Here is a 15,735-nt window from a genome sequence, read left to right on the forward strand (position 1 = left end):
TGTCCTCAGATTAGTGTTTTACCGGCTCGACCGGGGTAGGTTTCAGTTCAGGGGAAAAGGTGTCGGTCAGGCCACGTTGAGACTTGCAGGGCGAAAGGGTAAAGGCGGAAATCAGGGTAAACAGCAGGGCGCAGCTGCCCATCATCAGGTAGGTGTGCTCAAAGCCGATTGTCTCATACAGGTAGCCCGCAGGCGGTGCCACCACCACGGAGCCGACGTAGACCATCGCCTGATAGCCCAGCAGATACATGGTGGCATTCACTTTTTTATGGAAATGCTCGGCGATGTATTTGAAAACCGAAATCAGCAGCAAGGCAATTTCCACGCCATACAGCGGCTTGATAATCGAGATCATCAGCGGATCGGAGGTCAGCCCCGAGGCAATCAGGCGGATCCCCACTACCAGGCCGCACAGCAACAGCCCTTTTTTGGCGCCGTAATGGTTCACCAGCGCGGGGATAAACATCATCATCAGGAATTCGATCCCGGCCTGCAGGGTACCCAGATAGCCGTACCACGCGTTGCCCTGCTGTTTCGTCTCGAAGAAGGAGACGAAGTAGCGCGGGAACTGCTGCTCGGCGACAAACATCATCCACGCCACCCCGGCCACATAGAGGCTGAACATCCAGAACTTCTGGTTCTTCAGGAGCGAAATCACATCGGCAAAGACAATGCGGTTGTCGGCAATGACGTTGTTATTACGCAGCTGTTCGTCGCCTATTTTCAGGCTCATCAGCACCAGCAGCATCACCACGGAGGTCCCGCTGCTGACAAGAAAGTTCGCCAGCGGGGTGATGTTAAACAGCACGCCGGAGACCGACGCTGCCAGCGCCCAGCCTAATGATCCCCACATGCGAATCCGGCCAAACTCCAGGCTATACAGACGACTAAAGCGATCCGCGTAGGACTCCGCCGCCGCGACGCCGGCATACCAGCCGAGGCTCAGCCAGAACGCGCCGACGATAATGCCGATCGTGGTGTGGGTTAACAGTAGCGGCTGGTAGACCGTGACAAAAAACGGTGCCATCAGAGCCGAGATGACGCAGACAAAATAGAGCAACCACTTGCTCATGCCTATTTTATCCATGATGTAGCCGTAAACCGGTTTAAGGATCACCGCAAAGGCACCGTTAATCGCAAATACGCTGCCAATGGTGATGCTGTCTAATCCCACTTTCTGGCTCAGCCATAAGGCATATAAACCAAAGCTCGATGACCAGGTAAAAAAATAGAGAAAAATAAAACCACTCATTTTTATTTGTGCGGTACGAACGGATGAGGATAGCGTCATCATTATCTCTCCAGATTACTCATTTATTTTATTGCGTGTGGCGGGCACACGGTGAGCGAATCCTGGTGGATTTTCCGCTTTTCTCCGAGTGAGCCACTTCACAAAAACTATCCGTTATTTAAAGAAAGTTGGATTTAAGCCCGTACACGGCAATATTTTATAAATCATGGCCTAAAAACTTAATTCTGTTGCTGTGAGGAAAAATGCAGGAACGACAATTAATGGAGCGCATCGCGCTAAATGACGACGTCATGGCGCTCTATCGTCCGCGCGGCTCCAGCGCCATGTATTACCACTGGCACCAGTGCGTTGAATTTCTGTATGTCTCAGAAGGCTACGGCATTGTGGTGGTCGATAACCGCCATTACACCGCGCGGCCCGGACGGCTGTTTATCTTTCCGCCTTTCCGGCTGCACAAGGTGCACGTCGAAGCGAGCGACAGTAATCGCTACTACCGCACCACCATGCATATTGAGCAATCGTCGGTGATTGCTGCCCTGCGGGATTTCCCCCGCCATCAGGCGCAGTTTGCCGCCCTGGCCGACAGCAACGTGCCTGCGCAGGTGTACGATCTCAGCGAACACGCCCAGATGATGGGGTGCATTCTGGATCGGTATTGCGGGCAGGGCAGCGGCAATCAAACGGAAGCCAGCGAGGTGGCGTTTCTGGTGATGCAGATAATGGCCTTTCTGCCCGCACAGCCGCAGACGCCCGTTCAGCAACAACATAGCGTGGCGGCGCAGATCATGCAGTGGGTGGAAGATCATTATCAGGAGAAGTTTTCCCTGGACGATCTGGCCAGCGCTATCGGCCTGTCGCGCAGCTACACGTCGCGAATCTTCCGTCAACAAACCGGCGGCAGCATTCACGAATACCTGCTCACCCGGCGCATCAAGAAAAGCTGTGATCTATTGCGTATGTCGCCGTTAAGTATCAACGGGATTGCCGAAAAGGTGGGGTTTACCGAGATGACGTATTTCATTACCTGCTTTAAAAAGCGGATTGGGCAGACGCCATTACAGTACCGCAAGCAGCATCTGGCTCCGGATGCACGTCAGGAGCACGATGAGGCATGACCGCCATGGTAAATCCCCTCAGGATCCGTAAAGTTTATCGACCATCATCAAAAATTTTTTTACTTTCAAAACTGCTTTTTAATTTGATTTATGGAGCGTAATATCCATACCAGTTATGTTGATTAGGATAATTCTCAAGGATGAGCCGCTCAAATACCCTTTTTATCGACGGACATAAAGCCCTGGTGACCTACGATCCGGTGATTGATATGTTCCGTGGTGTGTTTCTGAATACCAGAAGTGAAGCGCGCTTTATGGCGCGAGATGTGCAGGAGCTGAAGATCGCCGCCCGGGATGCGCTGGATAGCTATCTCAACACCTGCAATATCACCGGTGTACAACCCTTCCAGCAGCGATCCCTGCGGCCTTTGATGGCGCTGAAACGGCTGAAAGCCATTCTGCATTGATCCTGCCATTGCCCCTGACATTCAGGGGCAACTGATCCACAGGGGGTTATCTACACCGGCTCATTAAACTCCACATACACGCTGTAACTCTCGTCCTGCTCCTGGCTCAGATCGATACTGGCGTTCGCTGTACCCTTGAGGGTTTTGATCCCCATTCCGAAGCGGGCTTCTTTGTTGGATGAGAATACGCTCAGCTTTTTAAGTTCCAGTTCGGCACTCACACAGCCGCCTACCTCTCTGGCAAACACAATGGCTTCCCAGGAAGGTTCAAAGTCTAACCAGTTAAACTGCTTTCTTTCGAGAACCATCCCTTTTTTCCACTCCCGACCCGCTAATCTGATGACGCGAACATCGGTGCCGGTATCTGAAGCGTCGGATTCCATTTTTAATCCCGCTTCGACTGAAGCGACAGCGGTACTGGCTTTTACTTTTGCCTTAATCTGATCGGATGCCCGTGATTTCGTCTCTTTACGTATTTCTATTTTTGTTGCCCCCAGGCTGACAAATACTTTTATCATCTCCGTTTCGCGTTCCTGCAGCAGGATGTCATCCAGCGTGTCACTGAGAATATAGTAGGGCTCTTTTTCTGAGCCGGGCTTCGACAGAGGGTGTTTAATATACGCCAGGTTTATTTGCGGGTGTCCAGGTTGAAAACGATAACCATGATCTGATGCAATTGTTGGTGTCATACTGATGCGCTTCATATATTTATCAAACGCATGCGCAGAGTGCTTAAGCGTATCAACCGGAACATCCTTTTCATCTTTCTTACTCAGAAGTTGATACAGGGAAAACGCCGCTGGAGCCGCATTGACGAGAACCGCGACAGGCAATGGAAGCAGTCGTGCTGCGACGGCCATGGCAATACCCGCATTCTGGTAATTCAGAAAGCCTTTCTCTTTTTGTTCTGTTTCTGCTTCAGATTTGTTTTTAGGCGCTATAAACGTTTTGCCTTTTTTTGTAGAGTTCTCAAGTTCTATTTCTTCGCCATCGGTAATTAACGTGGTAATAATCTCTTTGGTTGAAAAATCATCATACGTCTCTTCATCTACAATAAAGATTAAATCATTCATTATTCATCCCGGGTGAAAATTATATAGCTGGTGTGTATTTGAGAAGAGTACCGGGATTATCTTTTTCTTTCTATCTGTTATATGAGGAATGTGATCTTTATTGTCAGCCAATGAAAGCCTGCCTGTTTTACCCCCAGGCAGGCACAGCCATTACCCTTCCGTCGGCCAGTTCTCCAGCACGCGCTGGCTTACCGCTTCCGGATACCCCTGCTCAAACGAGGCATGCAGATGGCGGGTGGATTGCAGCGTATCAAACACCACTTTTGCCCCTTTTCCTGTCACGTACTCCGCTTCTTCGTAGCACTGCGGCAGGCGGATCACCCGCTGATTGTCAAACACCACGCGGCGGCCAACCGGGTGTACGCGGGTTGAGAGGACCCATACCACTTCACGCAGGTTTGTCGGGTCAAAATCATCGTCCACCACGTAGACCTTCGGGATAAACACCATCGCGTCGGTGTTAAACAGCACCTCGCCGATACGTTGCGCCAGAGCTTCGCTGGTGACGCCCGGCAGCTGCTCGCGCCAGTTCTGCGGCACCACCACCAGCAGCCAGTGGACGGTAGAGTCCTCCGGGATCCAGGCGGTGGTAATCGGCAGCTCTGCTTCACGCAGATACGTCAGGGCATCGGCGGCCAGCCCCATCGCCCACAGGGTGTGCGACTCGTCGGTCGGGCGGCCGGTAATCGACATCGGCCAGATGGGATCGTCCCGGTGGGTGATGGTCTCAACGTGGAAGGTCGGCTGGGCCGAGGAGCCTTCCCCAAGGTAGCCGCCGTACTCGCCGTAGGGGCCTTCCTGGCAATCGCGATTGATGGAGACGTGGCCCTCAATCACGATCTCTGCCGTGGCAGGCACGTCCAGATCGATACTAACCGTTTTCACCACCGGCACCGGCTCGCCTGCCAGGGTACCGATGTAGTCCGCTTCATCCGCGTGGGCCGGGATCGGAATACCGGACACGCACGAGATCGCCGGGGCCGGGCCCTGCACCAGCGCGTAAGGCATCGGCTGGCCGAGCTTGACCCATTCGGTCCAGATCTGGCCGATATGCTGGCTCGGCACAATCAGCCCCACCATCCGCTTGCCGTCCACCTTCATCACGCGGGCGATGGACCAGTTCACCCATTTGCCGTCCGGCGTTTTGACGATCAGCGTCCCCCAGGTATTGGCGTAGCGACCGCCGTCCTTGTCGTGGGCAAAGGGGATCGGGAAGCTATCGAGGTTCGCCTCTTCACCGCGCAGGATATTCTGATGACAGAGGGCGTCAGCGGAGGCCACGCGCACCGGAGGAATGCCGGGCTTATGACGCGCCGCCGACAGCGCTTCGACGATCTGCGGCCCGGTGGACTCCGGCGCCAGACCGAGCGACATCGCCACCCGGGCATAGGGCATCTCCTTGCGGGAGGAGAGGCTGGCCGGGGCACCGAACAGGCGGAAACCGGGCGCCACGCCAGCCACCTTATGGAACAGCGGGGCAGGGGACTGGATCTCATAGCTGCGGCGGGTAATGGCGCTTGGTTCAAAATCACCGTCCACTTCCCGGATCACGTGCATGATGTCGCCCATGGCGTCGAGGGCATCGATATAACTGCGTAAATCACCGTAATAGTTCATCAGGCTCTCCTTAAGCCGTGGGAGCGGAGTGAGATTCACCCCAGCGTTTCGTTAAAGCGTTATCCAGGCCGAACTGATCCAGAATGCGCGACACAAAGTGGTTGATGATGTCGTCAGTGCTGGTGGGGTTGTTATAGAAGGCGGGCATCGGAGGCAGCATCATGGCCCCTGCGCGGGTCAGGGCGAGCATGTTTTCCAGATGGATGGCGTTGAGGGGCGATTCGCGCGGCACCAGCACCAGCTTGCGCTGCTCTTTCAGCGTCACGTCGGCGGCGCGGGCAATCAGGCCATCGCCGTAGCCGCAGCGGATGGCGGCGAGAGTTTTCATGCTGCACGGCACCACGATCATACCGTCGACGCGAAAGGAGCCGCTGGAGATCGCCGCCGCCTGATCGTGCTCACTGTAAGTCTTTGAGGCGAGCGCAATAACCTCCTGTACACTGTAGGGCGTTTCCAGTTGAATGGTGGCGCGCGCCCACTTAGAGATGACCAGATGCGTTTCGACATCCAGATCTTTCAGCGCGGCCAGTAAACGAACGCCAATTGCAGCGCCAGTAGCGCCAGTCATGCCTACAACAAGCTTCATGCGGGTTCTCTGAATGTATTCTTTCATGTATAGTTTGAGTTCAAACTGTTTGTGCTCGAACTATATGTTTGTCGTTTTCAGGAGTCAAGAGAGTCGATGGCAGAAAATCGCGACTTAATCCTTGCCGCGCCCCTGTGGCCGCACGGCGATTGTTCACTAATGCACCTGATGCGCCGCGCAGGGCAGCACTCGACCACCTGCTGGTCGCAGTGCGTCGATACCGGGTTATCTGCCGTGCAGTACGCCATACTGGTAGTGCTGGCGGAAGAAACCACCTGCGACCAGCAAACGCTGGGGAGTCGCGCCGGGTTTGATAAAGCGACCGGCACCTACGTGATCGACCGGATGACCAAAAGCGGGCTATTAACGGTAGAGACCGATCCCGCCAACCGCCGCCGCAAGCTGGTTGCCATGACGGCAGAGGGGGAGGCGATGCTGGCCCGGATGATTGAGCAGGCCAAAAGCGCCGAGAAGATGATTACCGCTGGTCTGAATACCCAGGATATCGCTGACCTGAAGCGTCTGCTGAGCAAGCTGGGGGGATTGCAGGAGCCTGATGACGATGTCTCCAACCAAAGTGCCTGACAGCCACATTGAGCCCAAGCCCGATCTGACGATCGGCTTTCTGCTGATGAAACACTTTACGCTGGCCTCGGTGGCGGGGCTGGTAGAGTCCCTGCGCTTTGCGGCGGACGAGTCCTTCTCCAGCCGGCAGATCTTCTGCCGCTGGGAGTGGATGACCTGCGATAACCAGCCGATTACCGCCAGCTGCGGCCTGCCTGTGTCACCCACCGCAAAGCTCGATTTCACTAAAGAGTGGGACTACTTCGTGGTGGCGGGCGGGCTGCTGGAAGAGACCCGCCAGTCCCCCGAATGGCTGTTGCAGGCCCTGCGGGATCTGCATGCCCGCAATATCCCGATCATTACCCTGTGCAGCGGGGCCTTCGTCGCCGGTAACGCCGGGCTGCTGGACGGTCGCCACTGCGCCATCCACTTCACCACCCGGGACGAGTTCCGGCTGCGCTTTCCCAAAGCCATCCCGGTGATCGATAAAACCTACATCAAGGACGGCGGGATTATCTCCTGTCCGGGCGGGACGGCCATTGACCTGGCGGCCGATCTGATCCGCCAGCACTGCGGGCTGGTGCGCTCGCAAAAGGTGCTGAAATATCTGCTGGTGGATGAGGTGCCCACGCCGAAAACGAAGCACAAAGCGTCGCTCAGCGAGCCTGACGTTTACGAAAACCCGCTGGTTACGAAGGTGATTGAGTTTATGAAGCACCATCTCGACTCGCCGGTACCGCTGGCGGAGGTGGCAGACTTTGCCGGGGTGACGTTCCGCCAGCTCAACCTGATCTTTACCCAGTGTACCGGCCACTCGGCGGCGGTGTACTGGCGGCGGATGCGCCTTGAGCAGGCGCGCAAGCTGATGGCCGACTCCAGCAACAGCATTAACGCCATCGCCACCGCCACCGGCTTTGCCGACGCCTCGCACCTGATCGCCTGGTTTCGCAAGCAGTACGGTGAAACGCCCAGCTCGTTCAGAAAGCGGCGGCGGGAAGTGGAAAAGTTGGTGAAGGAGTAACTGACATCGCCCGGCGGCGCTGCGCTTGCACGGGCCTGGATGTCCGATGCTGGTTGTGATTTTGTAGGCCGGGTAAGCGCAGCGCCACCCGGCACAACAGACGGCACCACTACAACATATGACGCTTCGCCATATGCCCCGGCACGCGGGCTTTCTGCGAGGCCTCATCGTCCAGCGAGGCCGCATCGGCCAGGCTGCGGGCGTTGGTTTCCGGTGCCAGCCACCAGGAGACGGCTAAGCCCACAAAGGTGATCGCCGCGGCGATGTACATGGTAGTACCAATCCCCAGACTCTGCAGCGAGGCGGGCACCAGCCAGGTGCCGACCGCTGCGCCAATGCGCGACAGCGATGTCCCCACACCCACCGCACCGGCGCGGATCTCCGTCGGGAAGATCTCGTTCGGGTAGACCAGCTGCAGCACCTGAGCCCCGCCGATAAACAGCGCGTAAGCACCAAACATCAGCAGAATGATCATCGACGGACCGTCACGCATCAGGCCCAGCAGCAGTAACGCCAGCCCCGACCAGAGGAAACTTTGCAGCAGCAGCTTGCGGCGTCCCAGGGTATTTACCAGCCGGGTGGCGATAATGCAGCCGACCACGAACAGCAACGTGATGGCAACGGAACCGTAGGAGGCCCACTTACCGCTGAGGTGCAGGGCATCCAGCACTTTCGGCGCAAAGGCATACACCGCGAAGACCGGGATCACCGAGCAGGTCCAGAAGATGGTCACGAACGCCATGCGTTTGCCGTAACCCGAGTGCAGCAGGTTGAAGAAGGAGAGGTTTTTGCTTTCCGCCTGCTCCGGCAGATTGTCCAGGCCAAAGTCAGGGCCATACACCTTGCGAATGATCGCTTCGGCTTCAGCGTGACGGCCTTTGCTGATTAACCAGCGAGGGGATTCCGGCGTGCCCATACGCACCAGGAACAGCAACGCACCAATGACCGCAGTGCTCGCCAGGGTCAGACGCCAGGCGTCCGGGCCGCCAAAGTGCAGCAGCGCTTCGCCGATCATGTAGGCTGCGGCGGCACCGGCAAACCACAGGATGGTGAGCGTCGCCAGGCACGGCCCGCGGTTTTTCTTCGGCAGAAACTCCACCAGGAAGGCGGTCGCCACCGGGTACTCAATGCCCACCGCCACACCGTTTAGAAAGCGCAGGGCAAACAGCATCTCGCCGCTCTGCACCCAATACTGCGCCACGGAGCAGACCACAAACAGCGTCGGGCCAACGAAATAGAGCATCCGTCTGCCCAGTCGGTCGGTGAGGGCGCCACCGATAAAGCCGCCAAAGAAGATGCCGATCAGCGCCGAGGCGGCAATCAGGCCCTCCCAGAAGGCGGTCAGCCCCAGGGCCGGGGAGACCTTCATCATGGCGATGCCGATAATGCTCAGCACATAGCCATCAACAAAGGAGCCACCGCCGGAGCGCACGGTCAGCAGGCGATGAAAGCGGTTGAGTGGTACATCTTCAACAGAAACGGTATTTGACATGGTAACTCCTGTCTTTCCCCGATATCGTTGAATTAATGGGTCACAGCAAGAATAAACATCATTAGCGATGAATGTTTCTTCAGGCCGAGCGAAACCGCTTTCCATTAATCATCGATTACGGAATAAATATAGGTCTAAGAAGGTTCAAGCGTTAAATAAGAGCGTGCGTTATTTCGCGTAATTCATGGCAAATACTCCTCCGCTGCAGGTGGTCGGATAAGATGTCAGTTATATTTATTATGTTTTTACTGTGTTTGTTATTTTAAGACGCTTCGTCAGATAATCGTTTTATGGCAACCGTGCGTGTCGACCACCAGCAGATAAGCGAGCCCAGGCTCACCATCGCCGTGCCCTGCCAGAAGGCCAGAGTCAGGTGCGAATCCAGCATAAAGGCGGCCAGCACCGCTGAGATGATGGGGATAAAGTACGATGCCGCCGCCAGCACCGTAACGTTGCCGTGCAGGATCCCGACGTTCCAGGCGGCGTAGCCAAAGCCCATTGCCATTGCCGCCAGCAGCAGGCTGATCCACGCGTGCAACGACAGCACAAATTCCGGTTGTGGCGAGGTGAGATATTTCACCCATAACGTCAGCGCCGTTAATATAAAGAACAAGGTGATACCGTTATTTCCCTGGGCGATACGCTGGGTGACCACGCAATATATTGCCCAGATCACCGCTCCGCTGAATGCCAGGCCATAACTTAACGGATTATCCATGACGTTATTACTCATCTCCGTCAGCGAAAATCCGCCGTCGCCGCCCAGCACCCGGCCAATTCCGACGATGGCTAACATCACGCCGGGAATAATCAACGGGCTGGTTTTCTGACGGTTAACCATCACCGCCAGTAAAATAGTCATACTCGGCCAGAGATAATTCACCATCCCCACTTCAATCGCCTGCCGCCCGTTATGGGTAAAGCCCAGCGACAGCGACAGGCACAGCTCATAGCAAACGAACAGCACGCTGCCGATGATGAGATAGCTCAGCGGGAACTTTTGGATCTTCGGAAAGCCGATGGTAAACAGCAGCAGCACCGCGCTACAGGAATAGATCAACGCCGCCCCGCCCACCGGGCCAAAGCCTTCGCTCACGCTTTTGATCAGGCCGACAATCGCGCTCCAGAGCAGGATGGCGATCAGGCCGATGAGTGTCGCTTTCTTATGGGGCATAACCGCTACCTCTGTTTACATTTAGGTCACAACCAGGGGTTCTGGCGTGCCACTTTGTTAAATTCTGGTTAACTACAGGATTAAAACTATGCCTCCCGATGGACGCTGTAAATACGTCTCAGAGAGCGATAATTCGGGAATGTGATCGCTATCTGAAATCATATAGAAAATTACTACGGTAGAATTAACAATTTAATTAATTGATTATTAAGTGTTTATTTTTGATTGATCGTAAAAATCTCCTGTTATCCCGTATTTATGTTGTATTTTTGTTGTATACAAAAAATATTCATCCATTGACCTTTTTCCTCCCTGTGTGCAAATTTTTAACAAACGCAGTCCATCACGGTTGCGTAGCAGACTTAAACGGTCGTGAATTCCCCCTGGAGGTTATCGTGTTGACATTTGAAGGTATCTACACCCCGGCAATTACCCCTTACGCAGCCGATGGCAGCATTGATTTCCCGCGCTTTTCAGAGGTGCTGGAGTCGCTGATCGACGCCCGCGTTCACGGCATCATCATCGGTGGCTCTACCGGTGAGTACTACGCGCAGAGCCCACAGGAGCGTAAGGCGCTGGTAGAGCATGCGCGTCAGGTGATTGGCACCCGCCTGCCGCTGATTGTCGGCACCGGCGCGACGCGTACCGAAGACGCGGTGGACTACGCGAAACATGCCCGTGAGACCAAAGCCGACGCCATCCTGGTGACCTCGCCGCCGTATGCCCTGCCGACCGAGCTGGAAAACGCCCATCACGCGCTGACCGTTGATAAGGCCGCGCAGCTGCCGATCATGCTCTACAACTACCCGGGCCGCATGGGCATCACCATGGGCGAGACCTATTTCCGCGAAGTGAGCCGCTCGCCGAACGTGGTGGCGATCAAAGAGAGCTCCGGCGACTTCAATAACCTGCACCTGCTGGCCTGCAAATTCCCGAACATCGCGCTCTCCTGCGGCTGGGACGATCAGGCGCTGGAGTTCTTCGCCTGGGGCGCGAAAAGCTGGGTCTGCGCCGGTTCCAACTTCATCCCGCGCGAGCACGTGGCGCTGTACGAAGCCTGCGTGGTGGAAAAAGATTTCGCCAAAGGTCGCAAGATCATGGCGGCGATGATGCCGCTGATGAACTTCCTCGACGGCGGAAAGTTCGTGCAGTCCATCCGTTACGGCTGCGAGCTCAACGGCCTGACCTCCGGCACGGTGCGTGCGCCGCTGCAGGATCTGAATGAAGAAGAGAAAGCGCAACTGAAAGCGGTGATTGCCGATGTGAAACGCAACGTCGCTGCGGCGCTGTAAGGGGGCGATATGAGTCAGTTGCAAACGCTGGATGCGGTAACGGCCATCGCCCGGGGGCTTTCTCTGGCAGACAAAGCCTTTATCAACGGCCGCTTCGTGGCCGCGCGTTCAGGCAAGACCCTGGCGACCACTAACCCGGCTACCGGGGAGATCCTCACTCACATTGCCGCCTGCGACGTCACCGACGTCAATGCCGCGGTGGAAGGGGCGCGCAGCGCCTTCGAGGCCGGAAGCTGGAGCAAGCAGGCGCCGGGCGAACGCAAAGCGGTGCTGCTGAAGCTGGCGGCGCTGATGGAGCAGGAGATCGCCTCTCTGGCAGTGCTGGAGAGCCTCGACAGCGGCAAACCGGTCAGCGAATGTGAAGCGGTCGACGTGCCGGAAACCATCCACGTGCTGAAGTGGCACGCCGAAGCCATCGACAAACTGTATGACCACACCGCCCCGGTCGGTAACGGCGCGATGGCGCTGGTGGTGCGCGAGCCGATTGGTGTGGTGGGCTGCGTCCTGCCGTGGAACTTCCCGCTGCTGATGCTGGCCTGGAAAATTGGCCCGGCGCTGGCGGCTGGCTGTTCTGTGGTCGTGAAACCAGCGGAGCAAACCTCGCTGACCGCGCTGCGGGTTGCCGAGCTGGCGTATGAAGCGGGCGTCCCGGCGGGGGTGCTGAATATCGTCACCGGCACCGGCAAGGAGGTCGGGGAGCCGATTGGCCTGCACCCGGATATCGACATGGTGAGCTTTACCGGCTCCACCGCTACCGGACGGCGTTTCCTGCACTACGCGGCAGAATCCAACCTGAAAAAGGTGGTGCTGGAGTGTGGCGGTAAAAATCCGGCTGTGGTCTTTGACGACGCCGGGGATCTGGCCGCCGTCGCCGGACACGTGCTTAACGGGGCATTCTGGAACATGGGTGAGAACTGTTCCGCCACCTCGCGCCTGCTGGTGCAGGAGAATGTTAAAGATGCGCTTCTGAAGGAGATGGCGGCGCAGATCGGCGACTGGCGCATGGGCAACCCGCTCGATCCGAACAACCGGCTGGGGGCCATGGTCTCGACGGAGCATTTCAGCAAGGTGAGCGGCTATCTCGACACCGCCCGTCAGGAAGGGCTGCGGATGGTGCAGGGCGGCGATACCGAGCAGGGCGTTTACGTCCAGCCGACCATTATCGATGGCGTAACGCCTGAGAGCGCGCTGTTCCGGGAGGAGATCTTCGGCCCGGTGCTGTGCGTCACCACCTTCAGAACCGAAGCGGAAGCTATTGCCCTGGCGAACGATACGCAGTACGGCCTGGCCGCGTCGGTGTATACCGGCAGGCTGAACCGGGCCATTCGCGTCTCGCGCGCCATCCGCGCCGGCACGGTGACGGTGAACTGCTTCGGGGAAGGTGACGCCACCACGCCGTTTGGCGGCTACAAGCAGTCGGGCTTTGGCGGGCGCGATAAATCTGTCTTCGCCCTCGACCAGTACACCGAACTGAAGACTCTCTGGATTGATCTCTCTGAAGACGACGCCTGAAGCCGTTTTTAACGGTCTGGAAGAGAGAATTCATTTCTATTTCTGTCTTCTGGTGGCGGTTGGCCTGTCGAGAAAGCAGGGACGCATCTGCTCAAACCGGCAAAAAAATGCCTTTATTATGAAGTGGCTAAAAAATGCCGGGCAGCTGCCGCCGTTTCGCCACGTTGCCGGCAGTGAAATTGTCTGGCTGCGTGGGGAGATCCTGCGCCATCCCCCAGACCGGGATCCGGAGCCCCTCCTGAGGCTGATCTATCAGACGGCCAGAGAAATGCGCAGAGCATGATTGCTGTGGCTGATAATTTTGCTGTTGCACATCTTTATCTGTAGGTTAAGCAACATCATAGTTAAGCATCACAGGTCGATTTTCAGGAGGCGGCAATGAGAACGGGAAAGGTAGCGCTGTATGAGGATCTCAAGCGACATATTCTGACCATGGAGCTGGATCCGGACGAGCTGCTGGATGAAGCCGCGCTGACCGCGCAGTACGGTCTCTCCCGTACGCCGGTGCGTGAAGTATTCCAGCGCCTGGCGGGGGAAGGGTACCTCGAAATTGTGGAAAAACGCGGCGTACGGGTGATCCCGATGAGCCACTCGACGCTGCGCAATTTCTTCCTGGTAGCGCCGATGATCTATGCCGCCACCGGGCGTCTTGCCGTACAGCATTACAAACCGGCGCAGCTAAAAGCGCTGAAAGAGACCCAGAAGCGATTTCGTAAGGCGGTGCAAACCCGCGATGCCGAAGCCCTGGCGCTGGAGAACAACCGTTTTCACGAGATCATGGGCGAGATGGCGGCCAACCCCTATCTGCAGCCGAGCCTGGGACGTTTGCTGATCGACCACTGTCGCATCGGGCACACCTTCTTCCGGCCGCAAAACGAGGACATGGAGCGCCGTTTACAGCTGGCTGCGGATCATCACGATGCCTTTATCGCTGCCATCGAGGCGCGTGATGAACAGGCGGTGGTCGATCTGGTGTTTGAGCACTGGGAACTGTCGCGGGAAAACATGGAGATCTTCATCGCGCCCCAGGGGCTGAAAGCCGATAACTTCGCCCCTTTCCCGGAGGGGGATAACCGCTGAACGCATCCCGCTAAGGCCTGCTGGCACCCGCTGACAGGCCTCCTTTCCCCATTCGTATTTCTTCTCTGACGCCCCGCTGCGCCGGGCTTCGCACGCCTTTTTTATCATTCCTGTAACTATTTTTATACTTGATGTATACATGAGATATACATCACATACACATTTTCTCGGGATGGCTAACATTGATTCAACGCTACTTACCGGAGTAACCCACGTGCAAAAGATCACTTCTCTACCTGCTGACGACGCCCTGCCGGGTTGGTATCACACCAGTCAACCGCGTACCCCGCGTCCTGCCCACACGGGGCAAAAGCATGCCCGCTGGGCCATCGTCGGTGCCGGGTTAACCGGGCTGGCCGCCGCCCGCCAGCTGGCACTCAACTTCCCGGATGATGAAGTGGTGCTGGTTGAAGCGCAGGACGTGGGCTACGGCTCCTCCGGGCGCAACGCCGGTTTCGCCATTGATGTCCCGCACGATATCGGGGCGAAGGACTATATCGGTGATGTCACCACCGCGAATCTGATCCTCAAGCTCAACACCCTCGGGCAGAACTATCTGCGTGAGATTGTGAAGGAGCACGGCATTGAATGTCAGATGAGCGACTCCGGCAAATATCAGGCCGCGGTGGGGGAGAAGGGGATCGCTATTCTGGAGGCCTACCGCAGCGGGCTGGAGAAGATTGGCCGTCACGCGGAGATGATCCCCGGGAAGGATCTGCCGGACCATATCGGCACCTCATACTACCAGCAGGCGCTCTACATTCCGGGCACTATTCTGCTCCAGCCCTCGGCGCTGGTGAAAGGACTGGCGGACAGCCTGCCCTCTAACGTGACCCTGTATGAAAATACGCCGATCACGTCCATCGACTATGGCGACAAAGTGACGCTGGTGCATGACCACGGCAGCATCACCGCCGACACGCTGATCCTGGCGAACAACGCCTTTGCTGCTCACTTTGGCTTCCTGCGCGGTCGCCTGCTGCCGACCTTCCTTTATGGCAGCCTGACCCGTCCGTTGACCGCTGAAGAGCAGGCGCAGCTCGGCGGCAAGCCGGTGTGGGGCGTTATCCCGGCGCATCCGTTTGGCAGCACCGTGCGCCGCACGGTTGATAACCGCATCCTGATGCGTAACAGCTTTAGCTTCCATCCCGATGGCCGTCCGCGTGACAAACAGCTGAAGCACAATATCGAGACCCACCGTAAATCGTTCGAGCGCCGCTTCCCGATGCTGAGCAAGGTTGATTTCGAATACTCCTGGAGCGGGGCCATCTGCCTGTCGGATAATCACGAAGGCTTCTTTGGTCAGCTGGCACCAAACGTCTATGGCGCGCTGTGCTGTAACGGTCTGGGGATCACCCGCGGCACCGCTACCGGCAAGCTGCTGGCGGATATGATCGCCGGGGAGCGCAACGAGCTGATCGACTTCCTGGTGGCATCGCCGGGCCCGAACAGAACCCCGCCGGAGCCGTTCCTGTCGATTGGGGTGAATTCGGTGCTGAAGTGGGGCCAGTTCCGCGCGGGGCTGGAGGTATAGCATCGGTGATGCCCGG

15 protein-coding genes are annotated in these 15,735 nt (G+C 56.9%); 9 read left to right on the forward strand and 6 right to left on the reverse strand.

From position 1 onward, the window contains the following. Positions 1-10: 10 nt before the first annotated feature. Positions 11-1,291: an oligosaccharide MFS transporter gene (locus ACOYA6_RS00355; protein ID WP_422654493.1), complete on the reverse strand. Its 1,281-nt coding sequence runs from the start codon at positions 1,289-1,291 to the stop codon at positions 11-13. A gap of 203 nt (positions 1,292-1,494) precedes the next feature. Here ACOYA6_RS00355 and ACOYA6_RS00360 point away from each other — a divergent pair, with 203 nt between their 5' ends. Further along, positions 1,495-2,367, forward strand: a complete 873-nt coding sequence (locus tag ACOYA6_RS00360; protein ID WP_039031319.1) for an AraC family transcriptional regulator — start codon at positions 1,495-1,497, stop codon at positions 2,365-2,367. A gap of 140 nt (positions 2,368-2,507) precedes the next feature. After that, complete coding sequence (locus tag ACOYA6_RS00365; RefSeq protein WP_052246227.1) at positions 2,508-2,774, forward strand: type II toxin-antitoxin system HicB family antitoxin; 267 nt, start codon at positions 2,508-2,510, stop codon at positions 2,772-2,774. Positions 2,775-2,824: 50 nt separating this feature from the next. Here ACOYA6_RS00365 and ACOYA6_RS00370 read toward each other — a convergent pair whose 3' ends face one another. The 3 genes from ACOYA6_RS00370 to ACOYA6_RS00380 form a co-directional block, all read right to left on the reverse strand. Next, the gene (locus tag ACOYA6_RS00370; protein WP_422653820.1) at positions 2,825-3,847 is read right to left on the reverse strand and encodes a hypothetical protein; all 1,023 of its coding nucleotides are present in this window, start codon (positions 3,845-3,847) and stop codon (positions 2,825-2,827) included. Between the two features lie 150 nt (positions 3,848-3,997). Next, positions 3,998-5,464, reverse strand: coding sequence for a UbiD family decarboxylase (locus ACOYA6_RS00375; protein WP_422653821.1), 1,467 nt, complete (start codon positions 5,462-5,464; stop codon positions 3,998-4,000). Positions 5,465-5,474: 10 nt separating this feature from the next. Beyond that, entirely contained in the window at positions 5,475-6,050 is a 576-nt protein-coding gene (locus tag ACOYA6_RS00380) for a UbiX family flavin prenyltransferase (protein ID WP_039031322.1), read from the reverse strand. 96 nt (positions 6,051-6,146) lie between these two features. Here ACOYA6_RS00380 and ACOYA6_RS00385 point away from each other — a divergent pair, with 96 nt between their 5' ends. Together ACOYA6_RS00385 and ACOYA6_RS00390 are read left to right on the forward strand one after the other, a co-directional pair. After that, entirely contained in the window at positions 6,147-6,635 is a 489-nt protein-coding gene (locus ACOYA6_RS00385; RefSeq protein WP_422653822.1) for a MarR family winged helix-turn-helix transcriptional regulator, read from the forward strand. After that, positions 6,607-7,635, forward strand: coding sequence for a GlxA family transcriptional regulator (locus tag ACOYA6_RS00390; protein ID WP_422653823.1), 1,029 nt, complete (start codon positions 6,607-6,609; stop codon positions 7,633-7,635). The genes ACOYA6_RS00385 and ACOYA6_RS00390 overlap by 29 nt, the downstream gene beginning before the upstream one ends. A gap of 109 nt (positions 7,636-7,744) precedes the next feature. On the opposite strand, the gene ACOYA6_RS00395 is transcribed toward ACOYA6_RS00390, so the two are convergent. Together ACOYA6_RS00395 and yddG are read right to left on the reverse strand one after the other, a co-directional pair. Then, positions 7,745-9,127 (reverse strand): MFS transporter, encoded by a 1,383-nt coding sequence (locus ACOYA6_RS00395; RefSeq protein ID WP_422653824.1) that lies wholly within the window; start codon positions 9,125-9,127, stop codon positions 7,745-7,747. Positions 9,128-9,389: 262 nt separating this feature from the next. Further along, a complete protein-coding gene (gene yddG, locus ACOYA6_RS00400) occupies positions 9,390-10,301 on the reverse strand; it encodes an aromatic amino acid DMT transporter YddG (RefSeq protein ID WP_422653825.1) in 912 nt (303 codons plus the stop codon). Between the two features lie 395 nt (positions 10,302-10,696). On the opposite strand from yddG, the gene ACOYA6_RS00405 reads away from it, so the two are divergent. From ACOYA6_RS00405 to ACOYA6_RS00425, 5 genes are all read left to right on the forward strand, one after another. After that, positions 10,697-11,593, forward strand: coding sequence for a dihydrodipicolinate synthase family protein (locus tag ACOYA6_RS00405; RefSeq protein WP_156126909.1), 897 nt, complete (start codon positions 10,697-10,699; stop codon positions 11,591-11,593). Between the two features lie 9 nt (positions 11,594-11,602). Next, positions 11,603-13,105, forward strand: coding sequence for an aldehyde dehydrogenase (locus ACOYA6_RS00410; RefSeq protein ID WP_422653826.1), 1,503 nt, complete (start codon positions 11,603-11,605; stop codon positions 13,103-13,105). A 118-nt stretch (positions 13,106-13,223) separates the two neighbouring features. Next, the gene (locus tag ACOYA6_RS00415; protein WP_226842336.1) at positions 13,224-13,388 is read left to right on the forward strand and encodes a hypothetical protein; all 165 of its coding nucleotides are present in this window, start codon (positions 13,224-13,226) and stop codon (positions 13,386-13,388) included. Positions 13,389-13,483: 95 nt separating this feature from the next. Further along, positions 13,484-14,185 carry a GntR family transcriptional regulator gene (locus ACOYA6_RS00420; protein WP_032707853.1) on the forward strand — a complete coding sequence of 234 codons (702 nt, stop codon included), beginning with the start codon at positions 13,484-13,486 and terminating at the stop codon, positions 14,183-14,185. A 214-nt stretch (positions 14,186-14,399) separates the two neighbouring features. Further along, on the forward strand, positions 14,400-15,719 hold the full coding sequence (locus ACOYA6_RS00425; RefSeq protein ID WP_422653827.1) for an NAD(P)/FAD-dependent oxidoreductase: 1,320 nt from the start codon (positions 14,400-14,402) through the stop codon (positions 15,717-15,719). Positions 15,720-15,735: the final 16 nt, after the last annotated feature.

It is taken from the genome of Leclercia barmai (assembly GCF_049312895.1).
GTDB lineage: Bacteria > Pseudomonadota > Gammaproteobacteria > Enterobacterales > Enterobacteriaceae > Enterobacter > Enterobacter barmai.